Source organism: Candidatus Bathyarchaeia archaeon (assembly GCA_038882715.1).
In the GTDB taxonomy this organism is placed as follows: Archaea; Thermoproteota; Bathyarchaeia; order Bathyarchaeales; family DTEX01; genus DTEX01.
Map to the genome: position 1 here is coordinate 1 of JAVZNR010000011.1, position 23,967 is coordinate 23,967.

General features: G+C 44.4%; 18 protein-coding genes. 9 read left to right on the plus strand and 9 right to left on the minus strand.

From position 1 onward, the window contains the following. Positions 1–2,706 (minus strand): hypothetical protein (locus QXR61_07135; GenBank protein ID MEM3757719.1); only part of this gene is annotated, 2,706 nt, incomplete at its 3' end. 98 nt (positions 2,707–2,804) lie between these two features. After that, positions 2,805–4,406 carry a tagaturonate epimerase family protein gene (locus QXR61_07140; GenBank protein MEM3757720.1) on the minus strand — a complete coding sequence of 534 codons (1,602 nt, stop codon included), beginning with the start codon at positions 4,404–4,406 and terminating at the stop codon, positions 2,805–2,807. 70 nt (positions 4,407–4,476) lie between these two features. Here QXR61_07140 and QXR61_07145 point away from each other — a divergent pair, with 70 nt between their 5' ends. Next, a complete protein-coding gene (locus QXR61_07145; protein MEM3757721.1) occupies positions 4,477–6,021 on the plus strand; it encodes an L-lactate permease in 1,545 nt (514 codons plus the stop codon). Positions 6,022–6,055: 34 nt separating this feature from the next. Here QXR61_07145 and thrC (QXR61_07150) read toward each other — a convergent pair whose 3' ends face one another. Continuing rightward, positions 6,056–7,282, minus strand: coding sequence for a threonine synthase (gene thrC / locus QXR61_07150; protein ID MEM3757722.1), 1,227 nt, complete (start codon positions 7,280–7,282; stop codon positions 6,056–6,058). A gap of 109 nt (positions 7,283–7,391) precedes the next feature. On the opposite strand from thrC (QXR61_07150), the gene thrC (QXR61_07155) reads away from it, so the two are divergent. From thrC (QXR61_07155) to QXR61_07175, 5 genes are all read left to right on the plus strand, one after another. Further along, positions 7,392–8,786 carry a threonine synthase gene (thrC, locus tag QXR61_07155; GenBank protein MEM3757723.1) on the plus strand — a complete coding sequence of 465 codons (1,395 nt, stop codon included), beginning with the start codon at positions 7,392–7,394 and terminating at the stop codon, positions 8,784–8,786. A 122-nt stretch (positions 8,787–8,908) separates the two neighbouring features. After that, complete coding sequence (locus QXR61_07160) at positions 8,909–9,862, plus strand: nucleotidyltransferase domain-containing protein (protein ID MEM3757724.1); 954 nt, start codon at positions 8,909–8,911, stop codon at positions 9,860–9,862. Between the two features lie 121 nt (positions 9,863–9,983). After that, positions 9,984–10,742 (plus strand): ECF transporter S component, encoded by a 759-nt coding sequence (locus QXR61_07165; protein ID MEM3757725.1) that lies wholly within the window; start codon positions 9,984–9,986, stop codon positions 10,740–10,742. Between the two features lie 125 nt (positions 10,743–10,867). Next, positions 10,868–11,659, plus strand: coding sequence for a flavodoxin family protein (locus QXR61_07170; protein MEM3757726.1), 792 nt, complete (start codon positions 10,868–10,870; stop codon positions 11,657–11,659). Between the two features lie 53 nt (positions 11,660–11,712). Continuing rightward, positions 11,713–12,150, plus strand: coding sequence for a CoA-binding protein (locus QXR61_07175; protein MEM3757727.1), 438 nt, complete (start codon positions 11,713–11,715; stop codon positions 12,148–12,150). 38 nt (positions 12,151–12,188) lie between these two features. Here QXR61_07175 and QXR61_07180 read toward each other — a convergent pair whose 3' ends face one another. Beyond that, a complete protein-coding gene (locus QXR61_07180) occupies positions 12,189–12,893 on the minus strand; it encodes a fibrillarin-like rRNA/tRNA 2'-O-methyltransferase (GenBank protein ID MEM3757728.1) in 705 nt (234 codons plus the stop codon). 10 nt (positions 12,894–12,903) lie between these two features. Next, positions 12,904–14,106, minus strand: a complete 1,203-nt coding sequence (locus tag QXR61_07185) for a C/D box methylation guide ribonucleoprotein complex aNOP56 subunit (GenBank protein ID MEM3757729.1) — start codon at positions 14,104–14,106, stop codon at positions 12,904–12,906. A gap of 115 nt (positions 14,107–14,221) precedes the next feature. Between QXR61_07185 and QXR61_07190 the strand changes: the two genes are divergently transcribed. Beyond that, positions 14,222–15,139, plus strand: a complete 918-nt coding sequence (locus QXR61_07190; protein ID MEM3757730.1) for a dihydroorotate dehydrogenase — start codon at positions 14,222–14,224, stop codon at positions 15,137–15,139. Beyond that, positions 15,114–15,941 carry a dihydroorotate dehydrogenase electron transfer subunit gene (locus tag QXR61_07195; protein ID MEM3757731.1) on the plus strand — a complete coding sequence of 276 codons (828 nt, stop codon included), beginning with the start codon at positions 15,114–15,116 and terminating at the stop codon, positions 15,939–15,941. The genes QXR61_07190 and QXR61_07195 overlap by 26 nt, the downstream gene beginning before the upstream one ends. Positions 15,942–16,006: 65 nt before the next feature. Here QXR61_07195 and QXR61_07200 read toward each other — a convergent pair whose 3' ends face one another. From QXR61_07200 to QXR61_07215, 4 genes are all read right to left on the minus strand, one after another. Continuing rightward, a complete protein-coding gene (locus tag QXR61_07200) occupies positions 16,007–16,909 on the minus strand; it encodes a PH domain-containing protein (protein MEM3757732.1) in 903 nt (300 codons plus the stop codon). Positions 16,910–17,019: 110 nt separating this feature from the next. Beyond that, positions 17,020–20,364 carry an isoleucine--tRNA ligase gene (gene ileS / locus QXR61_07205; GenBank protein MEM3757733.1) on the minus strand — a complete coding sequence of 1,115 codons (3,345 nt, stop codon included), beginning with the start codon at positions 20,362–20,364 and terminating at the stop codon, positions 17,020–17,022. Between the two features lie 507 nt (positions 20,365–20,871). Further along, a complete protein-coding gene (locus QXR61_07210; protein ID MEM3757734.1) occupies positions 20,872–22,440 on the minus strand; it encodes an ATP-binding protein in 1,569 nt (522 codons plus the stop codon). Then, positions 22,361–23,356 carry a hypothetical protein gene (locus QXR61_07215; protein MEM3757735.1) on the minus strand — a complete coding sequence of 332 codons (996 nt, stop codon included), beginning with the start codon at positions 23,354–23,356 and terminating at the stop codon, positions 22,361–22,363. Before QXR61_07215 ends, QXR61_07210 begins: the two co-directional genes overlap by 80 nt. 191 nt (positions 23,357–23,547) lie before the next feature. Here QXR61_07215 and QXR61_07220 point away from each other — a divergent pair, with 191 nt between their 5' ends. Next, positions 23,548–23,952 (plus strand): hypothetical protein, encoded by a 405-nt coding sequence (locus QXR61_07220; protein ID MEM3757736.1) that lies wholly within the window; start codon positions 23,548–23,550, stop codon positions 23,950–23,952. Positions 23,953–23,967: the final 15 nt, after the last annotated feature.

Sequence of the window (23,967 nt, forward strand, 5' to 3'; positions counted from 1 at the left end):
TCGTAGGAAATGTTTATTCTTCCCTCGCAAAAGGTACGGTATCTGGAAGCCGTAGAGATTCGGCTGCATGGAGAAGCCTCCTCTACTAAACCAATACCTATCGAAATCTGGAACAGCGTATCCGTATTCTTCGGAAATATAGCGATTGTCCTCATAGTCTTTCAGTATCCACTCAGCGATCCTCGAATATGGATCCACTAAGCCGCATAAAATTAAGTGTATAGCGCCCTCCAGCGTCTCACGTATCCATCCAATATCGCGCCCCCGTCTGTCAACCCTCGAAGGAATATATGGCACCCATGTTCCATCCCTAAGCTTAACTGCAGGGCTCCTAACCATGGCTTCCATAATACCTGCAAGCAAATCCTCCCTGTATGCTTCAGCCTCCTTCCTTAATCTTTCAGCCTCAGGGTGATTTATTTCGCTCAAGACCTCTGCTACAGATTTAAGCCCCCTGTAAGCGTGGGCGTTCGTCACAATCCAATGCCAGAATTCTCTGACATCCTCTAGGGAGCCGGGAGGCAGAAAACCATATTCAATAACCTTTTTACCGTTAATTGTCTTCATGGTTGCTTTTCTCTCCTCAATTATCCAGTTACATGCCTCAACTAGATTTGACGCGACTCTTCTAAGCCACTCTTCATTGCGCGTATGTTTATAATGTTCCGCAAAAGCCCATAAAACCCAACCATGATGCTGACCATAATCTCCACATTCATAGCCTCCTGCGCCGAAGAATACACCTTTAGCTGTAGAGTATTTTCCAGTCATAACGGCTGTTCCCTGATAACGTATAAAGACATCTAACCTGCGCTCCGCTTCATCATAAAGCCCCCTCCGATCAAGCTCGCTTATAACCATCGCGCTTTCATTGGCGAAAACACCGTAATTAAATGAGCTTACTCTACACATGTATCTCTGTGATCCAGGCTCTTTATCGTCAGTTATATGCACGTGGCTCAGAAAGGCTTTGTAAAAATTATTTAGCCATTTCTCCGGAACATTAATCTGCGTTCCTCGACTGAGTAAACTCCTCCAATACTGAATTACCCTTTCCTTCTCTTCCTCGAAATCTAAACTTTTAAGCCTACTTATCTCAAGGTTTTCAAGCGGGGTTATTGAGGGGATCTTGACGTACACCGTGTGTTTTTCGCCGGGACTAAGATTCAAAACGTAAACAAGGGAACCGTCTGAATCTTTAACTTCCCCTCGTCTACATGCATCCAGAATATATCTGAGCCTTTTAGTCGGATAACTTTGACACAGCGCATAAACAAATCCATTCTCGTATTTAAGTTGCTCCTCTATACCTTCAGCATCACGCCAATTATTCTTACACAACGATGATATTTTAAGGCATACGGTTTTCGGAGAAAGCCTCTGGGAGAAAAGCGTTATTTTCATCAAACATACGACTGGATCATCACCGTCTATCATCTCCTCCCCTTTAAGATCCTCAAGCAGGTTCTTTAACAGCAGCGTTGCGAAAGCTTCTTGTTCAAAAACTATGCCATCTTCAATCCACTTGGCGTGTACGATCGGCAGGTATTCATCCTCTAACCATCTTTCCTCTGGTTCTCTATCTGGAAAACCGAACCTATAAGCGATGGTATCCCCATCCCACAACAACCTATCAGAGCACTTTCCCTTCACCCTTATATTCCAAAGTTTCGGTATGAAGACTGTGCCTCTCGTATCGACCCCAATCTTCTGCCTTCGACCCTTACATCCCAGAATAAAATGTATGCTCTTTTTCTTAGCAGGCATCTCTTTCCAAGCCCTTTCAAGGCTTTGTTCAGGCATTTTATCGATCATATCATATACGGTTGCTAATCTTTTCTCACTTAACATGCTACTGTAAGCTTTGAGACTTAGGTTTTCAGAGGACTCTGAAACTAAAACATTATAATCTCTTATCAGGATAGCCCCTTCCCTCTCAAGATCCTTCATCGAGAAAGAAAAGCTGAAAGCAGCGGATCTAACAGTAACTATGGTTTCATCAAAACTTTTCGGTTTCCCGCTGTAAGTATACCATATTTCCGCCCTAATCCCGTCGGTTTCATCATTCTCAATCTTTGAGGACCAAGAATTCTTAGACAGGATTTCTACTTTACTGTTAGGGTTAAGCGGTCTTAAGTTCTCTAACTCTCCATTAAAGACCTCAATGAACCCGTCCCAGACCCTTTTCCCATCTGATCCGCATCCCCATTCGACAGAGACTTCCGTCAGCTTCCAAGTGGAATCAGTATAAACTTCGAAGCTCTTGATTCCATGTAAATCCTTAGAGGAAAGAACCCTAACCTTCAGTGTCCTACGATACTTCACGTCATAATCAGTAAACTCCGGAAATTCCCTAGTTAGAGGCTTAAATGTAAAAAGCAACGCGTCTCCTTCTTCGCTTAAATCGAATTCTGCGTCTTTCCACTGCCCATTGTAAAGATCATCTATGGGAAGCCATCCTGAGAAGCCAGCGCCCGCCTGCTCAAACCTGAACTTAGGCCAATTACTCTGCCAATACTGCACCTTAAAATCCTCTTTATTCAAATCAGTTAATGTACGCTCAAATCGTATAATTATCGCGCAGACATCTCTAGGGTCATCCCATAAAGCGCCAACCTCCCTAGGATTGAACCATAAACTGCCATATTTCGCAGCATTAACGTAGGCGCCCGCTGCGGGGGAAAACGAGAATTTATTTGCTAACATTTTCTCGACTCCTCATGCCCATGAATCTCTCGTTTTCTCTCCTATAAGTGTTCCTAGATTACAATTTTAAGAGCCGATTCTTGCTTACTACCAAGCGATTAAGCTTTATTTGCTGGCCTTCGACATGCTAAAAATTCAACGTGCTTTCTGATATGTTTAGAAATAACCTCATAGTATTCTTCTTCTTTGTCTAGCAAAATTTTTCTGATCCGATCTCTAAAGATCCATTTTCCGTCTTCTCCTCTAGCCGTCAGTACCGAGCCGAATGTAACATGAAGTATTTGTCTCATATCGCCGTTATTGAGATATGTTTCCTCGAGCTTTTCGTCTGGGACTCCTTCGGGCGGATGGGCTCGCGATGGCTCCGCGCTAATATAGTATGATGCTTTATCTTTTTCAAAGCTCCTAATGCTGAATTTAACGATTTCGCGAAAGAGATTCGGATCATGTCTCGCTATTATGCGCAGCGACTCCAAGTAGCTGGTTCCAGCGGTTTTTAGATGAACTATATCGCCAGCTATTCTACCTATAATAGGATATAGAGTGAATTTATCGCTCCCAGAATGAATACTTAATTTATAGGGTCCGAAGTTCCTCGCTATTAACGCGTGGACCTGAAAGGCTCTTTCAAATTCCTTTAGATCACCTATATAGTCAACTGCCTTTTCAAACCTGCCCACGAACCTAAGGGCTAGGCTCTGTAAATTTATTTTCAATCTCTTTAACTCCAATGCTATGAAAAGGTGTTCAATTGGATCGGTTGGAGTATCTGTCTCATCGACAGATAGCTCCAGATCATACTTTTCGCCCCTGAATAAACTGTCTAAAAGCTCTTTTAGCTTTAGGGTATGAGCTATGGCGGCAGAATATTTTACCGCAGCCCTAAGGAGATTCTCTCTTGAGAAAGAGAGTTTCAGAAGGATTCTCTCATTCGAATCTTTCACCTCAAAGGTTTTCCCTAAATATCTTTTCAAGATCTCTTCTTTACAGCACTTCAAACTGCTCCATGGCAGCTGATTAAATTTCTCCTCTAGAATCTGGATAGAATAGCTGTCTGCCCCGTTATCGACGTACTCCGAGGGATCTATAGTATACATAGTAAAACCCGCTGCAAAAGCCTCTTTGACATCCTCCTCAGTCTTCAGGTGATCTGCGTCAGCTGCAAAACCATCACGGTAGCCTTCCTGAAAAACCGCCCAAGTAACATCATCTATAACATCTTGAGGTGATCTGAGGGTACGCTTCATTTCACGTACTGATTGTTGAGCAAGAACAGGAAATATCTCAATGCTAAGATTGCGTATTGCGCGTACAGCGCGTATATGGCCCGGCGTAGCTAGTCCGATACGGTCACCAGTTCCGATGGCTGGAGTTAAACCTATTGGGGTGGGTCTAGTATATGGAAAGATCCTCCGTATCTCCACAGCGTTTTGAGCGTTACATGGACATATCTTATAGCTTAAAGACTCATTAAGATCGCCTTCTTCCTCGGAAAGAAAATTGGCGCAAAAAACGGGAGGCTTCTTCGAAGGATAAATTATGGTTAACTTTCGTTCATATTCTTCCCTCATCAGGAAGAAAACCGCGTTATCCTTACTTGAAATCGAAGAGACGTAAATTTTCACTTTTCGCCCTTTCTCCTCCAGCGATCTCTTAAATGCTGAAACCTCGCTCCGCACTGGAACCTCCCGAGCGTTCATAAAGAGACCATCTCAAGCAATAAATTACAGATAAAAATATATTGTGTAACTGCGGCTAAAAGTATTTATCGTGGATATATGGATTCAGCCGATAGATCCCTTGGGAAACTTGTTCCTATCTTTCCTATCAGCATTAGTACCTATTCTGCTACTTATTCTGCTCTTATGCTTATTTAGGATGCCGGGATGGAAAGCATCTCTGATATCCTCAATCGTATGCTTTATCATCTCGCTTACAGTGTATAGGGCCCCCATCCACATAGCTCTTTTAAGCTATATTTTTGGGCTATCTTTCGGCATTTGGCCAATATCATGGATAGTTTTAAACGCCATTTTCCTATATGAAGTCTCTGAGGAATGTGGCTGCATAAAGAGCCTTTCCGATTGGATAAAGGATAGCCTACCGGGCGATAAAGGGTTATATGCCCTCCTCGTATCCTTTCTCTTCGGGGGTCTTATAGAAGGGGTGGACGGATACGGTTTCCCCATAGCTATGTCTTCTACGTTGCTTATAAGCCTCGGATTTAAACCGCTTGACGCTGTCTGCATATCGCTTATAGCGAACACGGTAACGGTGCCATTCGCGAGCCTAGGCGTACCAGTGGAAACTTTAAGCATGGCATCAGGATTAGATGTTAAGGAGATATGTCTACCTCTCTCGTTGCACTTAACCTTAATATCGATGATTATAGCGCCCCTCATAATTTACATGTCATCGGAGCGCAAAGCTAAGCGCAGGGTTTATGAGGCTAGCATAGTGGCGGGTGCAACATTAGGCGCGTCAATATATCTTGTGTCGACTTATTTAGACCCTCATTTATCAGGCATATTGGCGCCATTAGCCTCCATGCTATCAACAGTAGTTTATATCAGAGTTAGGCTGGGGGTAAAGGTTAAATCTATAGGCTTTAAGGGCTGGCTTCCATGGATAATCGTCTCAATTTTAATGGGAGTGGCAGGTTTTAAAGGGCTGCATAGAACATTTGCGGTGAAAATATACATGTCAGGTTTACATGAAAAAGTCTTTATACCCCTATACGGCTCAACCTATAGTGCCATATATGAGATCCAGCCGTTGGCGCATGGAACCTTAGCGTTAATCTCGGCTTTAATAGTGGCATGCATTTTTAGTTTAAAGCCGTCCAAAACGCTAAGGTTATATATAAACGCTTGGAAGAAGATGAAGTACACATTTTTAACTATAGCGGAAATACTTGGCTTAGCTTTCCTCATGAATTATACGGGCTTATCTTTAACGCTGGGATACTCGCTCTCATACGTGGGACCGCTATTTCCCATTCTCTCCGGCTTCATAGGATGGATCGGAACCTTTGTGAGCGGATCAGAAACGGGCTCTAACGCCCTATTTGGAAACCTTCAGAGGATAGTGGCCATGAAGTGCGGTCTCTCGCCATATTTAACTACGAGCCTAAATGCCGCTGGAGGGGTTTTAGGCAAAATAGTCTCCCTACAGAGCATAACGATTGGTCTCTCAGCAGCGGGATTAAGGGGAGAAGAAGGCACCGTTATGCTTAAACTGATCGGCTACAGCTTAACATTAACATTTATACTTGGATTAACAGCTTACCTACAAGCATATCTTTTGCCCCACTAGGCGCCTAAAATATGAGTACGGGTGAGATCAAGTTTCAGAGTTCAAGCATTTTCACTATGGCGTTTACATCAGCCTCCATCTCAACTGGTTTTGAATGGATCTTCAAAATAATTTCTGGATCCTTCAACCCATGCCCTGTAAGTATGCAGACAACCACCTCATCTTTATCTATTAGCTTCGTCCTCGCGAGCTTTATTAGCCCAGCTATAGCTGCGGCGCTGGCCGGCTCAACGAAGATGCCTTCACGTCGAGCCAGGAGCATTTGTGCATCTAATATTTCTTCATCCGAAACTGTCTCCGCCAAACCATTAGATTCTTTGATGGCTTTAACCGCTTTCTTCCAGTTTACCGGCGAGCCAATCCTTATGGCGGTTGCAACTGTCTCAGGGTTCTCAACAAACTTTATTTCGCTTAATTCCCCCTTAAGGAAACCCGCTATGGGCGCGGCCCCCTCAGCCTGTATGCCGATCATTTCGGGCAGCTTCTCTATCAGCCCAGCGGATTGCAGTTCCTTAAAACCCTTCCATATGGCGCTGATGTTTCCAGCGTTTCCGACAGGAACAATAATTTTATCCGGCACATTATGGTTGAGCTGATCCCATATCTCGAAGGCTATTGTTTTCTGCCCCTCAAGCCTATATGGATTTATTGAGTTTAGCAGGTATATTGGACGCGTTAGGCAGATCCCCTCGATGATCTTTAACGCCTCATCGAAGTTACCCTTTACCTGAATGATCTTGGCGCCATGAGCTATTGCTTGGACAAGTTTCCCAAACGCAACTTTACCGGATGGAATAAGCACCATGCATTTCAACCCGGCTCTAGCGGCGTACGCTGCAAGCGAGGCAGAGGTGTTGCCAGTTGAAGCGCACGCAACATACTTCACGCCGAGCTCTAAAGCCTTTGTTACACCAACCGTCATGCCTCTGTCCTTAAATGAGCCGGTTGGATTCTCGCCCTCATTCTTCACATACACATTTCTCAGATTCACCTCGCAACTAAGTCTAACACATTTGTTTATGCTTGTTCCACCTTCACCCAAGCTCACTATTTTATTTTTATCGCTTATTGGTAATAGTTCAGCGTACCGCCAAACTGAGAGATCTCTCGACTTCCACTCTAGGGCTATTTCAGGCCTCATTATATCGCTGCTATATTCAATGGAGAGGAGATCCCCGCATCTAGAACACCTATAAATAACGTTGTTCGGAGCGTACTCGGCCCCGCAGTTTATGCAAGTCAGGCGATAATGATCGTTCATCCCAGTTTCTCCTATAAGTGCTAAACTTAACCAATTCATTTTTAGCCTATAAAAGTTATTTCAAGGTTCTCAAAAATTATCTTGTGAAGAAGACTAGGTGCCAGCAAACATGCTCATATGTGTTGAGTGTGGAGAGAAAGTGGAAGGGGATTTCCCAAGAGACAGATGTCCAAAATGCGGCGGAAGAGGCGCATTAGAATATCAGGTTGACTACGAAAGGTTAGGGGAAGTAAAATTTGTGGGGGAGTTTTCATTCTGGAGATATAGGGCGCTACTTCCAAAAGTAAAGAACTGCGCAACACTTCATGAAGGTGGGACGCCGCTGTATAAAGCTGAGCGTTTAGCGAAGTATATTGGGCTGCCGAAATTATACTTAAAGGATGAGACGAGAAACCCTACGGGCTCCTTTAGGGATAGGGCTGCGGCGTTAATGGTCTCAAACATGCTGGATCTGGGCTACACGGTAGCTGTATGCGCGTCAAATGGCAACATGGGCGCATCATTATCCGCGTACTGTGCGAAGTACGGTATTTTATGCCATGTAATAATACCAAAGTATGTAGATATGGGCAAGATGGCTCAAATGATAATATATGCCGCTCTCATTGAAGAGTACGGCGAAACAGTTGATGAGTCGATGGAGAGAGCTGAGAGAATCGCTGAGGAGACTGGCTGGTATCAGGCTACATCGGCGTTAAACCCGCTCGTTATTGAAGCACAGAAGACTATAGCTTTTGAGATAGCTGAACAGATGGGCGTTCCAGACGCTCTTATTGTCCCTATGGGAAGTGGAGGAAACATATATTCCATGTGGAAGGGCTTCAAGGAACTTAATGATCTGGGTAAGATAAAGGGTTTACCGAGGCTTATTGGGGTTCAATCAAGCGGATGCCCACCCATAGTGAGCGCTTTCCTCGGAAAAGAGACCGCGCTTGACACTTTATGGACTAAAGCCACAAGCATATTTGTTCTTAACCCGCCAAAGGAAAAACTTGCTATAAAAGCCATAAAGGAGACTGGCGGGCTTGCTCTCTCTGTGTCTGATCAAGAGATGCTCGAGGCTGAGCGAGAAATCGCTAAAATGGAGGGGTTGTTCGCTGAGCCGGCTAGCTCTGGGACAATAGCCGCCCTCAAAAGGCTCATACAAGAGTCCATTATTAGTAGAGATGAAAGCGTTATCTGCTTAATAACTGGGAGCGGACTTAAGGCGACAGATGTTTTGCAGGCTTTATCGAAGAAACGTAAAATGGCTTTGCTGGAGACGGAGTTTAGTACGAAAGAGAAGATACTGCGTATAATAGCGAGAAAGAAAACGTATGGATATGAGATATGGAAGGAGCTGGGTAAAACCATGACTAAAGCAGCCATATATCAGCATCTAAACGATCTGAGAAGCAGAGGCTTAATATCCGTCCAAGTAAAGAATGGGAGGAAATATTTCACAATAACCCAGAGGGGTAGAAAAGTGCTCGCCGCCATAGACGAAGTAAAAGTGCTCTTGTAGAACGAGGACGACAAAAGACGGTTTAAGATGCTTTAAGCATGCGCACAAAATATTCTCTGCTAGACTATTAACATCTAGCAGGGTAGAAAGTATTTATTCACCAAATATCCTATGAATCTTGTATGACAGCCTCTTCAAGAGAGGCTTTAGAAAAAGTTAATGAGCTTATATCTTCATCCTTGAGAAGATACGGATATAATTTTCTGGGAGCCGTCGTTTTTGGTAGCCTTGCTAAAGGAACGTGGCGTAAAAATAGCGACGTGGATATAATGCTATTATTTAATGAATGCGATTACTCTAGGAATTTTAAGATTTATGACGGCTTAAAATTCGAGATATATAATATGCCTGCAAAGATATTTTTCTCGCCGTTTTCCGGCGGCAGGAGAAATCTTTTCTTTGATATGTTTCGCCTACAAGTGCTGAGAACAGGAAAGGTTCTTTATGAGAAAGACTATATAATAAGCCGAGTATTCGCCATGCTGAGTGGACGGAAAATCCCGCATGAATATGTGGGTGAAGCCCTGAATAAAGCCCACGGCCTAGCGAATGCCGCTGAAAGATACCTTTATAGAGGCAGTATTGAGGGCGCTGAGCTAAAGCTATTAGATGCCTCAATAAACTTTGCGAGAGCACTGTTAATGAAGATGAATATTCCGGAAATAAATACTCCTAGGCTGCTGATCCCGCATATGCGTGGAAAGTCTCCAGATTTCTATGGGGTTTTCAGAGAAATCTGCGGATTAAAAGGTATGGGAAGGGGCGAAGTTGAAGCCAGAATTGTAGAAGTTAAGGAGACGCTAAATAATATTAGGCGTAAATTTGGGAAAAACATGGGGCTTAAAGGAGTTATCAACAAGGCGGAAAGCGAATTATCAAGCGCTGAAGACTGCCTAGAGGTCGGCGACCACGACTCAGCAGCGCTGCAGGCGGAATACGCCCAATCAATAATTATGAAAAATATGCCGGTGCGCAGCAAGCTTTTGACGTGCACGCTCATGCATAGAAATCTTGAAAAGGGCGAAATTAAAGAATATGTTAAAATTCTGAAGGAGATGAAAGAGAAGTATTTTTGAATGGCCCGATTCTATGCATTCTAAAGCGCTTTCAAATTTGGCGATGGGGGCGCGAAAATTTTAAATAGTATAGTTACAACTATACTATTTAAGATTTAACTAAAATATGAGAGTTTGAGCGATGTCCGCAGAAAGATCTAAACCGGTAGAGAGAGTATTACCAGTTTTAAACCTTGTGTTCGCTGCGATCTCGACTGCTTTGGTATGCATCGCGACGATGTTCTTTAGTGTGTATGTTCCGGCTACCAGGGGTTTCTTTAATATAGGCGAATCTATGGTTTTCCTGTCAGCCATATTGTTTGGGCCCTTTGTTGGGGCGTTTGCTGGCGGGGTAGGCTCAATGCTCGCCGATGTCTTATTGGGCTATCCGCATTATGCTCCGGCAACGTTGATAATTAAGGCATCGGAGGGCTTTATAGTTGGATATTTGAACAAACGAAACCCCAAACTTAATAGGGCGAGATGGAGGGCGCTAACTTCAATTCTAGCTATAGTTGCGGGGGCGCTTTTAGCAGCTATCGGCTCAGCCTACTATAGCGGGGAGGTTGAATTGACCGTGGGACAGATAATTATTCCAGTCCATATTTCAGAATTATTCTGGCTGACCCTTGGTTTGATAACAGCCATATCCATAATCCTAGCGGGCTTGATCACAGATCCAGAGGTCGGCTGGACAATCCTATCCGTCATCATCGGCGGCTCCATAATGGTTCTAGGATACTTCATCTATCAAATGTATTTTCTATTCCCGCTATTCGGCATAGAGGCGATCGCAATAGCTGAGGTCCCAGTTAACATTGGACAGATGACCATAGGCTTAATAATAGCCGTTCCAGCATCTAGAATTATCCGAAAAATATTCCTGACTGGCGGAAAGTAAAAGCGTCTATGGTTGGAAAGCCGCATTTATCTGTTCAATTAATTATTTGAAGGTAGAGAGGAAGCAATCTGAAAATTTAAATATCTGCTTTTCACTTCACTCGATGCATTGATGGGTGCTTGGATATGAGAGCATTAATCGTGTCTGGTTCACCCCATAAAAATGGGCTTTGCGCAACGATATCTAATGAGATCGCAAACGGTATTAAGGCGGCTGGTGGAGAATCCAAAATAGTATTTCTGGCGGAAAAAAGTGTTAGCGCGTGCAGAGCATGCACTAGCCCATTATGTTGGCAGGAGATGGAGTGCGTAATAGAGGATGATGCGCTTGAACTAAGGAGGCTACTCAATGATTGTGATGCGCTGGCGTTTGTTGCTCCAGTCTATTTTCTCTCGGTAAATGGGTTATCTAAAAACTTCATGGATAGGATGAGATATTATGGGGGGAATGGAAAGCCAGCTATGGCGGTCTCGGTAGCTGGTGGCACAGGTAAAGGATGCGTGCTCGCATTACAGGAGATTTGCAGATGGCTCATTATGCTGGGTTTTCGCCCGCAAAACCCGCTGCCGGTAACACGCTATAACTTAGATACAGCTCTTATAGAGGTCAAAGTTAGAGGAAAGAGAATGGTTGGAGTGAAACCTCAGCGGTTCTCTAGCCTAGCTGAAAAAGTTGCCTACTATGAATCTTTACCATACATGAAATACAGCGTGATAGATGAAATCCTGCTTCTAGCCAAGGAAGCCGTTAATGGGATAATGAGGAAAGGGAGAGCTGACTTAATAAGCGAAGCCAAGGAAAAGATTGAGGTTGGAGAAACCCTGCTTAGAATAGGTAAGATTAGCGATGCCATAAAAGTAATTACAGAAGCCCACGAAGAAAGCATGAGAATCTTTAACGAAGTATCTCGCCAATGATTTTAAATAAATATATCTTTGTCTCAGAGCTCTCTTCTGAGGATTAAATTAAAATGAGCGGAGATGAAGATCTAATTAAGGATATTCTGTCAAAATACAGGACTATTGCCATAATTGGGCTTTCGAGAGACCCAGAGAAGGATAGTTATAGGGTTGCAAGGTATCTGGCGGAGCACGGCTTCAAAATAATACCTGTAAACCCCAATGCTGACGTAATTTTAGGCGAGAAATGTTATGCCAGTTTACCTGAAATCCCCGCGGATAAACAAAAAATGATTGAGATTGTAAACATTTTTAGGCCGCCGGGCGAGGTTCCGGGAATTGTTGAGCAGGCAATTCAATTAAGAAGGTTTCATGGTAAGCCTTATGTCATCTGGACTCAGCTTGGCATAATTAACGAGCGCGCTGCAGGTATGGCTAAAGACGCCGGCTTCGTTGTGATAATGGATAGGTGTATTATGCGGGAGCATATGCGGCTCTTCAAAAAGTAGAATGATTCGCTTCTTCTCTAAAGATTCATTAACGCAATTTACTTGTCTGGCAGATATTGGGCTAGTATCATCGCATGGTCTTTATCATATGGTTCTAGATGTATGACTTGGTGTATTTGGAAGCCGTTCTTCTCCAGTATAGCTATTTCTCTCTTATAGATTTCGCTAGGCTCCTTCGTAACATCTATGCTCCTCGCTTTTATAGCCAGCATTATCCACCCGCCTTTCTTGAGAAAAATCTTAGCGTTGTCAGCCAATATCTGAGCCTGCTCCGGCTGAGCTACATCACAGTATATCATGTCAACTTTCTCAACCATATTGGCGTATTTCTCTGGGAGCCTAGCGTCAGCCAAAATAGGCGACATGTTAGGTCTATATCTGCAGACGTTATCTACGAGCTCCTTCAATGGTCGGGGGGCAAACTCTATGCAGAAGACATGCCCTTCTTCGCCAACTATATCTGAAACATGGCTTGCAGTTGTCCCAGAAGCCGCGCCTAGATATAGAACCTTGTATCCCGCCCTAATTGGAAGCATTTTTAAGCCCTTGAGTATGGCCGCAGCTATCTTGCTTCTATACGGATCCCACACTCTATACTCAGCGTCCGCATATTTTATTAAGCGTTCACCATAAACATCTTTGCCCGGTGCAAGGTTCTTTGACGCTATCCTATGTGATCCGTCCTCAAGGGTCACTCTATACACTCCATCAAACTTTGGCAACGGCTCAACCTTCACACTCATCTATTTACCATCACCTCTTTACTTTAGGTTTAGCCTTCTTCTTCGGCGCTTTAGCCTTCGGCGGGCTTGGATACTTCTCCTCTATCTCTTTAATTCTCCGTGACAACTCCTCTTTGAGTTTATCGCCCACGTAGTTTCCAGTGAAGGCATCAGTCCTAGCGGCTATGGAAAGCTTGCCGGCAAGAGCCCTCGCAATCTTACCTCTAAGCCACTTTTTAGCCCTGAAAACCAGCGAGTGCTGGAATATAACGCCGTGTTTAGGCGGCTTAGCGCCAGTTCTTAGAGCCCTGAAGAGCGCCTTCTCAGCGCCTAAAACTTGCACTGTGCTCGCCGGCATTTTGGCAAGGTTTTCCAGCCCGCCAGCGAGCGCTATCAGCCTAGCCCCTAGGGAGGAGCCTGCCAGGGCCCTGAGGTTCGGCGCCACATCTTCCATGAGCGCATCTATATATTTTTCTAGGTTCGCTCTGGCTTCGTAAAGCTGCAATATGTTTTTAGAGATTTTCCTTATCTGCTCTATGTCGATATCTTGTAGGTCGGCGCCCATAGAAGACTTGGCTGATTCAGATATCTGTATGGCTTTTCCCTCCGGAAAGCCCTCCTTTTCAAGCCTTTCAACGGTAAAGTTGTCCCTACGCCCAAGGGTGTAGACGAGTTTCGCATATGTTTCATGTTTCTCCACTAGGCGGTTCAGCTCTGGGAAATGGATACCATACCATTCACGCAAGCGGCTCATGAAAAGATTCAGCGTCTGATCCAAGTCGTCAAGCGCTTGAACGGCTTGAACAACGAGTAGATCTCTCTTCTCAGTGGCTTTCCTAATCCTAAGCTTTGAGAGCTCTATTGTTACATCGCGGATCCATCGTGTTATCTCAGAGGGCTTACTAATGAAGCCAACCTCAACGCCCAGTTCACCCATGTTCTCACGTATCTTCTCACTCAACTCAACTAAAACAGCTGGTTCAGCATTAACCTTAAATTCTTCCCTTACCGCGTTTGCTAGCTCTGGGTGATCAAACAAGAAACCGGTATATTTCTGATCCTTTAGCCTTCTAATTAACCTTTTTATCTCAGGTGTGGGTTTACCCTGCTCAAGAGCAAATAGCTTTTCAGCTATTTTAACAGGATCCCTATCAAAAATCTCCTTATCTATTAGCTTGCCGTCTTCGCTTAAGCATAAAATCCCCATAACGCTTGGTATAACCGCAACCTTCAATTTATTCACCGCGCTTCTTTCCCCTAAAACTATAACATATTCACATAAATATGTGTTGCCAAATATTCACAAGATGAAGCCAAAAATTCTCGAAAATATTGGAGGGATCTGGGAGATGACCGCCGTTGACTTGAGAACTCGGATCGCAGGCTTAAATATGCCGAACCCAACTATGCTAGCCTCAGGCATACTTGGAACAACAGCCGACATTCTGAGGGAGGTCGCTAACGCTGGGGCTGGCGCTGTAGTGACGAAATCTGTTGGACTTAAGCCGCGAGAAGGCTATCCAAACCCGACCGTTATACAGGTTGAGTGCGGCTTCCTAAATGCCGTCGGTCTCCCAAACCCCGGAATACATAAATTTATGGAGGAGATAAGAAGTTTAAATGATCTAAGAGTTCCGTTAATCGTTAGCGTGTTCGGCTTCTCGCCGGAGGAGTATGCTGAAACCGCAAGATTGGCCGTGGAGGCTGGCGCCAGCGCTGTGGAGCTTAACCTCTCTTGCCCACATGTCAAGGGTACTGGGGCTGAGATTGGGCAAGATCTAGAAGCCGTTAGGTTAATTGTTAGAGCTGTTAAGGATCAGGTAGATAGGCCTGTTTTCGTGAAGCTGACGCCAAACACCTCTCATATACCTGATTTAGCTGAGGCGGCAGCTTCAGCCGGAGCCGACGCGATTACAGCCATAAATACTGTAAGAGCTATGGCGATAGACGTCGAAACCTTTAGGCCCATACTCGCTAATAAGTTCGGCGGTTTATCCGGCGCCGCCATAAAGCCCATAGCTGTTAGGTGCGTTTACGAAATATATGAGGTGGTTAACTTGCCAATCATCGGCTGCGGCGGCATAAGAGGCTGGAGAGACGCTGTAGAGTTTATGCTCGCAGGAGCATGCGCGGTCCAGATAGGTTCAGCAATAGCTCTAGAAGGCTTATCCATATTCAAGAGAATCTGCGATGGCATATCTAGTTTCCTTGAGAGGAAAGGTTTTAGGAGCGTAAATGAAATTGTTGGGCTGGCACATAAAAAATAACATGCTGCGGATCGTAGAGATACTCGACGTTAAGATCGAGAACCCTCTCGTTAAAACACTGTCTTTTAGGGATGAAATATGCCGCTTAGCGGAGCCTGGGCAATTTGTTATGGTGTGGGTTCCGGGTGTCGACGAGATCCCGCTGAGCATATCTTTTACTCGTCCAGACGGCTCCTCATCTGTAACCGTTGCAAATGTTGGCGAAGCGACAAAAGCCCTTACGGGATTAAGGGTCGGCGATTTGGTGGGGGTTAGAGGCCCCTTCGGATCGGGCTTTAAGGTTACTGGTGGAAAAGCGCTGATAATCGGTGGCGGAACAGGTATGGCTCCTCTAATGATGCTCATAACTAGGCTTGTTAAGGAGAGGGTTGAGACAACCGTGATTGAGGGCGCGGAAAATTCAGGCAAACTTATATTTCTAGACGAGTTAAAGGACCTATCGAAGAACTGCGGGGTTAAGGTTTTCTTTATAACTGAGGATGGGAGCTACGGGGTTAAGGGGCTTGCAACGGATCTAGCCGAGAACCTATTACACCGCGAAAAGTTTGATGTGATCTATACGTGTGGTCCGGAAAAGATGATTCGGAAGGTTTATGAAATGGCTAAGGAACATTCGATCGACCTTCAGGCGAGCTTGGAACGGTACATGCGATGCGCCGTTGGAATATGCGGAAGCTGCACCATAGGGAAGTATAGGGTTTGCGTAGATGGACCTGTATTTGATATGGCTAAACTGAGAGAGGTTGAGAAATACCTTGGAGCCTTCAAGTATAATGAGAGAGGCGAAAGGATTCCAGTTTAAGCTGAATCTTGAATAATAACTCTTTTATTATCTGAAGATTGTTTTGATTAGAAAATTCACTTGAATTATTGAGTATTCTCCTCCTCTTTCTCTTCCTTCAGAAGATCTTCAATCCTTCTTAAAATTGGAGCTTCCTTAGTCTCCAGCTGCCTATTCACGATGATTGCGCGTACTTTTCTTGGGTTAGATACGCCATACAGCGAAAAATATGTTGCAGCTCTCGGCCTACTTACGCCTTTTTTCCCGCCAAAACCTACGCTGATACCGCTCCTCTTGATTGGTGTCGCCGACACATATGCTAGGGACGCGTTCTCTCCTAGGCCAAAACCCGATTCAGTTACCGGTATAATTGTGCCGTAATTAAAAATTCTGCCAAGTAACCCCTGATCCACATATATATCAGCTATCTTATCATACATTACTTCTCTAACTTCTTTGCCAATAAACTTTTTAACAGTAATGATTCTATAGTTTGTTAGAAAATATTTGTGTCCTCTTCGATAGCTCTCCGTTAGGATAAACCCAATAAACGCGAAGAATCCCAGTAGCCAAATTTTGATCGTTGCTTTAGGTATAAATGCGAGGTATTGGGGTATAGGCGAATAAACCTCAACTAATGTTCCAGCGAGAGCTATCAAAAACATGTATATTAGGGGCGCCTTACTAACCCATAGAACGCCCATCAATAGCCCGCTTAATACGAGAATAAGCCAGAAAACTATAAGAAAAAATAGGCTTTCAGCATCCATAGTTGGAATGAAGCCAAACAGTAAGTTTAGAAAGCTGGTAAAACCAGTGTTTAACTCCATGAGCTCATGGAGCCGCAAGTATAAAAAATGTAGCGCTACCGCTAAGAGAATTAAGTAGAAGTTTGCAAAGTAATATTTTAGAAAGGATAGGGGATGAGGCTTAAGATAGGCGTCCACTCGCTCATCCTTTAGGAGGTCAAAGTCATAGTTTTTAACCATTCTTCCACCAACACCAACCTAATACATTAGCCGAGTAAATAACCTTTTGCATTCAGTGGGCGCGATAGATCTGATTGAAATTTTTAGATTGTTTAAAGTATGTTTGAGCGTTATCCTACTTTCCTAAGCCAAATCTTTAGTACTTCGCCAGCCAAACTATATGTTGCTGAGTGGGCTTCTCCCGATGGGCTTCCCCTTCTTATTATCACCGATAATGTTTCAGCGGCTATGTAATCCCCAAAGCTCTCAAAAACTTCAGTTAACGTTGGTCCCGCTTCATAGTAAGTCTCAATTTGATCCGCTATGTTAAACCCTGCCTCCTTCCTCTGGTTCTGTATGCGCCTGACAACGTCTCTGGCAAGCCCCTCTAGTTTAAGGTTTTCCGGAATCACACTAAACACGCCAACAACTATGTTATCTTCCTCTGAAATTGAGTAGCCGTCTTTAGGCTCCTCTATAATTCTTATCTCTTCTGGCAGAAGCTTTATCTCCTGCCCTTCGACAGTTAAACTTAAACCTCCGCTTTTTATGGCAGCAATAACTTCTTCTACACTCATTTTTTCAGCAGCTTCCTGGATTTTTGGAAGTAGTCTACCGTACTTTTTACCGAGGGCTTCTGGGACAATTTTGATAGAGTAATTGAACAGCTCGCTTCTCCGAGCCGTCAGAGATAAACTCTTAATATTAAGCTCATCCATTATTATGCCTTTAAGATTCTCTACGCGTCTTAATATCTCCTCACTGGCAACAACCTTCGCTTCCAGTAAAGGTTGACGCAGTTTAATTCCAGCCTTGTTGCGGGCTGAGCGGCCTAAACTACAGACTTTAATAGCTAGATCCATATCTCTCATTAGATCTTCATCGATCATTTTCTCGTCGACGGTGGGCCAATCATTGTGATGTATGCTTTCGGGAGCATTCGGGTCAACGCTACGCACAATGTTTTGATAAATCTCCTCTGTCAAGAACGGGGTGAATGGGGCGAGAAGCCTGATGAGCGTTATTAAACATATGTAGAGCGTTGTGTACGCGGCATTTTTATCCTCATCTCGCTCGCTCTTCCAGAACCTTCGTCTAGATCTCCTAATGTACCACGTGGAGAGATCATCAACGAACCTCTCTATGGCGATTGCAGCGTCATATGGGTTAAAGTCTTCAAGGAACCTAGTTACATCCCTGATTAATACGTTAAGTTTTGAGAGAGCCCATTTATCAAGCGGTGACAATGAGTCATATGGCACAAGGTTTCTGGGGGACCATTCATCCAAGTTCGCGTAGGTCACAAAGAAGCTGTAGATATTCCATAGCGGCATCAGAAAACGTTTCTTCGCCTCCTCAGCCCTCTTGTATCCGAAAAGAAGGTTTTGCTCAGGTCTAGTTGTGCAATATATCCAGCGCATGACATCAGCCCCCATCTTCTCGACGGCTTCATCGAACCATATGACGTTGCCCCAAGACTTATGCATCTCCCGACCCTGCTCGTCGAGGACAAGACCATGTCCGAAACACACTTTGAAGGGAGGTTCGCCCTCCATGACCGTGCTCATTGCGAGCATAGCGTAAAACCAGTTTCTGAATTGGCCGGGAAGGGACTCGCAGACGAACTCTGCCGGAAACCATTTTCTCCAGTATTCTCTATCAAACCTGTAGCGTATAGTTGAATAGGCAACTATGCCGGCGTCAAGCCACGGGTTTCCGACATCCGGTATACGCGACATTAAAGAACCGCACTTAAAGCATCTTATTTTAACCGCGTCAATCCAAGGTCTATGCGGAGTATGCCCTTCAAAAATCTCCCATCCTTCGACAGCCCTCTCCTTAAGCTCCTCTTTACTGCCTATAACCTCAAAGTTTCCGCATTTCTGGCATTCCCATATTGGTAGAGCTAGTCCCCAGTAGCGCTTCTTAGATATCATCCAGTCCTCCATGTTTTCAAGCCAGTTCAGCTCATGCTGCAATCCATATTCAGGTATCCAGCGAACTTTCTTCGCAACCTCAATGATCTGGTAGCGGAGGTTTTGGGCCTTCTCCTCTTCAGTTATCTCCTCAAGCGGCTTATTGAGTTTTTTACCCATCGATATGAACCACTCGTCAACTAGGCGGAACACTAGCTCGCTGCCGCAACGCCAGCAGACCGGATAGCGGTGCCTATAATCCTCAACCTTAAAGAGTAAACCCTTGCCCTTCAAGTCCTCTATTATCGGCTTTGCCGAATCGTAAACATGCATGCCCGTATACTTGCCGAACCCGTCACTGAATACTCCGAACTCGTCGAGCGGCGCTATCGTCGGCAGCCCATATATTTTTCCAAGCTCAAAGTCCTCTTTACCGCAGCCGGGCGCTATGTGAACTATGCATGTCCCCTCTTCCTCCGTAACACCATCCCACAATATTAACCTGTGTGCTTCAACTGCGCCAGAGTTTATTTGAGCCGGAAGATCGTCGAAGGGCCCTTCATAAGCCCAACCCTCCATATCGCTGCCTTTCATCTCTTCAACTATCTCGTAGCTTCCTTTCGGCAAAATTCTGTCTAAAGCTGGCTTGCCGAGATAGAAGTATTCATCGCCATACTTGACTTTCACATAAGTCATATCAGGGTGGGCAGCCACCGCGACATTGGATGTAAGAGTCCAAGGCGTTGTTGTCCACACGAGCAGCGACTCGTTTTTCCTGCCCCTAAGAGGGAACTTGAGAGTTAAACCGGGATGAACCAGCTCTCTGTAGCCTTCGGTGACGATTTCGTGCTCTGAGAGAGCCGTTGAGCATCTAGGGCACCATGGCATAACGTCTGTACCCCTGTAGACCCAGCCCTTCTCGTAACACTTCTTTAGAAAAGCCCAGATCATGTAGTTGTTTTCGTCTGAGAAGGTGAAGTATGAGCCGCCTATCTCCGGGGAACCCAGCTGCCCAACAATCCTTTCAACAGTGCCCGTTATCAGCTGACCTTCGGCTCCCCGAATAGTTACTATTTGATTTGGGTTCTCTAAAGCGTCTGCCAGCCAGCGTAGGAAATCCGGGTCGTTCCAATCCATCCAGTAGCCTAAGCGTATGGACTGCTCGGTTTGCTTAGCAGCGTAGCGCAGAACCCTCTGTTTACATCTTTTAACGAACTCAGCTATGCCATACGCTTCAATGTCCCTCTTAGACTTGAAACCAAGCTCCTTCTCAACTTCAACCTCAACCCATAGTCCCTGACAGTCAAAACCGTTCTGATACCGTAGTTCATAACCCTGCATCGCCCTAAACCTTTGAAACAAATCCTTATATGTTCGGCCCCAGGCATGGTGGACACCCATAGGGTTATTGGCGGTTATAGGACCATCTATAAAAGAGTAAGGTTTCTTCCCCCTATTCAGTTCCACAAGTTTTTTGAAGGCGTTGCTTTCCTTCCAGAACCCCAGTATTTTATGCTCGATTTTAGGGAAATCTGGTATTGGCGGGACCTCTTTAAACATCTGCGTCACCACCTTTCATTCTGAAGTGAAGATAAAATTATTACATTTGAATATAAACTGCGCTGTGAGACGCTAAAAGAAAAACGTATTTCTAAATGGCGAAAACCTTTACCTGAGGATTTGGCGGCCACCTTTCATTCTACGCACCATGTGAAATGTATATTTAAAGACAAAGATATAAAACTATTGATGTAACCCTTAGAGACCGCCAGCCACGAATATTTTCAGTCTACGCATGATAAGTTTTGATAAAAATGGGATAAAACATGGATTAGTTGAGTAGGGTCTTAAGCCTGAATGCTGCCTAACTCGCTATGAAGATGAGTGGGGACCTAGAGGAAAGCGCCTCTCAAAAACGCTAAATTACTCATCATGGCCTGATATGGCTCTCAGTAATACCCGCTTTCCTCATTGATTTCTCTCAGACAGCCGCAAGAATAAGTAACGTGTCGACAAAATATAAGCTTTGCTGATTCTCTTGCAGGAGCCGAGACTATGCGCATGGAATTAATCCGTAGTCTTTTTGATGCTTTCTTCCCTCTCGATGAAGAAGAGCCTTGTCTCGCCCATTGCCTTAACCCTTAGTGGCCTAACTTTTACAATTAACGGAAAGTCTCTCACCACGTCGCCCAGCATTAGACAGTGATGGGGTGGTAGATCCCGAACGATGGATATCGTTGTTTCAGCGTCCACTTTAGCGGCTCTGGAAATAACTTCTAGATCGTGTTCATTTACGAAGTTGAAGAGAAAGATGTTATCTGCTTGGCGATAAATGTTCTCCTTTATCGTGTCCGGCTGGTTTGTTATAAAAGTTGTGAATATTCCAAAATGCCTCATTCTCGTCACTATATCATCCCAATAAGTTTCCTTAAGGTATAGGTGCGCTTCCTCGGCGAAGAGAAAAACCGCCCTGATCTTCCATTGTGAGAGTAAGTCTTGGAGCTTCGCGAGGACATACTCCACTATTATCTGCCGGTCTATAGAGGAAGAGTTACTGAGATCTATTATTATGGCTCCGCCCTGATTCCGCTCAGATTCCTGAAGTAAAGACTCAAAGTTAACAGAGCCATCCATATTATCAGTGAAGAAATTTGTGTGCAGAAGAGTGTAGTAGCGGGAAAAGAGGGCGTCTTTAACCTGCTGGTTGCATTGCCATCTCCTGATGGCTTCGCCGATCTCCTGCAGCGACAACATATTCCGTTCCTCTAGAAAGCGCCATATATGTCTAAACTCACGAGATGATGTTCCAGGGAGGTTAAGGGCGTGAACAAGTATCTTTATGATGACTGGGAGACCCGCCTGAGCCAAGGTAACTTTAAAGTTTTCGCCGGGGATTAGGACGTGAATTTTCTCGTAGAACTCGTTTTTCTCTCCATCAAGGTTTAAGCCTAAATTCTTATATTCGCCGTTCAAGTCGAAGATTACAACGGTTGCACCATGCTTAACTAAGCCTAGAACTAGGATCTTCGATAGATGGGATTTGCCAGCTCCCTTTCTCCCAGTAATTATATTTAGTTTTCCATCCAGTTTAGAGATATCTATCGTTATGGGCGTGTTCTCTATTGTCTCGCCTAGGTTTACCGGATACTTTATCGCCGTGTTAACTATTTCCATTAGCTTCTCAATAGGAAGCCTATGTATTATAGAGTGAGTTCTCGAAGGCAACCATGAGCTGTTTGAACTCAATTTGCCATTCTCTATTGTCCCGTGAATCTTGCAGACCAGTAGCCGAGCATCCTGAACATACAGTATGTGTGAAGTTATGTCAAATGGGTCGACATCATCCCCCTTAACCGGGTCGTCTATTAATGGCTCACGTAAAAGCTCCTCCATTATCCCCGGAACGTTCGCGAACTGAACATCAATAACCTGAACCACCATCGATTTGCCGGCTTTTTTATCCTCTATAATAAGATAGCAACCTTTTTCGACGTCTTCGTCTGGAAAACTAATAATGTGAATGGTGTTGCCAGTCTTCTTGTAGAGGCGCATAACCTTAATCTCCGGCGCCGCCAGCTCCGAATGGCCCGAATAAGGCTTTTCTAATGCTTGGCCATGTAACAACTTTAAGCCCATATCTTTTCGCTATGAAGCGCTGTATGCCTATGACGTCGCTCGCTGTGAAAGTCGAGAATATATGCGCTAGTCTTAGGGTTTCTGGGTAGCCTTGGAAAACCAGATCGTTTCCCAGTAGCCTTTGAACCACCAGCATTTGCGCCTCTCTGGGCAGAGCTTTATCAATATCTGCTCTAAAGGCGTAGCCTCTCTCACTCAATTTAACGACACAGATTTTACCTAGCAAACGCAGATTCTTCCTAGAAGATATGGAGAGCATTCGTTCATCAATCTCTAAGAGACATGGCCCCTTCTGTTTAGCGATTAAATCCGTGATCCTTTTACCTAAAAATTTGACCGTTGAGGCTTTGGAGAGCGACAAAACCATATTTGAATTGCTTCTAGCATCCCTCAGTATTTGAAGTATTAGGTCAGCGTGACCGTTTTGATAGCTGCATGAAAGTGATCCATCCCAAAGTATAATGCTGTTGCTTGTAGATCTAGAAACCATCATTTGAATCCATCTTTCAAGGGCGTCGCATAGGCGACTCTGCACCTCAACTAAGTATGATAGACCAGTGTTGAATATAGTTGGTGAATGTTGCCCAAGAACTCTTAAGATTTCTTTCCGATTCTCCTCAGTTATGTGGAATGGAAATGGTCCTACGCGCAGATATCTGTAATTTCTCCTCTCATTCCAAACGACCGCTCCTCTGACAGCGCATATAACGCCGCACTCAGTTTCACCAATCCTAATGCTTGAAGCATCAATTGCCACTATTGGCGTATTATCGGGGATCGGCTCCAAATGTGAGATTGTGGAGAGGGAGTCTTTACCGTAAACCTCTACGGTATCTTCCTGTTCACCAATTCTCTCTGCAGATTGGTCGTCTAGATCAATCCACGGTTGAAAAAACTTCTCTCTTATTTCACTCATCGAGTTAAGACTCAATTCAATAAACTTTTTTGATAAGCCTGTATCATTGAGAGTCTGGGGAAAATTATATCTTGATGTTGTTGCATAATGTATTTGTCCAATCAACAACTTTCACCAATTTATAGATGAATGATGTTGTATATAAATGTTGCGCATGAACAAGATGAACAACATCAACAAGAGAGATTAAAATGATTGAGAAAAATGAAGAAAAACCTCCAGTCCACATAAAAATGAAGGTTGGAAATGTAGAGTTTGAAATAAGTTGTAGGGAAGATCAGGTAAAGGATGTCATAGATAAAGTTCTTTCAAGTCTAGCCAGCCACGCATCTATTCGGGCTGCGGCGCCTGAAACCACCACTCCGCCAGCTAAAGCTGAAACATGCCGGGGTGTTATCGAACATCTATGGAAGGAAGGCTGGTTTTCTGTGCCACGTTCCCTAGATGACGTTCATAAAGAGATGACCCGTATAGGTTACCATTATGATCGAACAGCTGTCGCGCATGTTCTGCTAGATCTCGTTAGAGACGGGATATTGACTCGGGAAGGAAAGGCGAAAAGATACCTTTATACGCAGAAAAGACCTCCGCCATAAATGCCAGAACGAAGA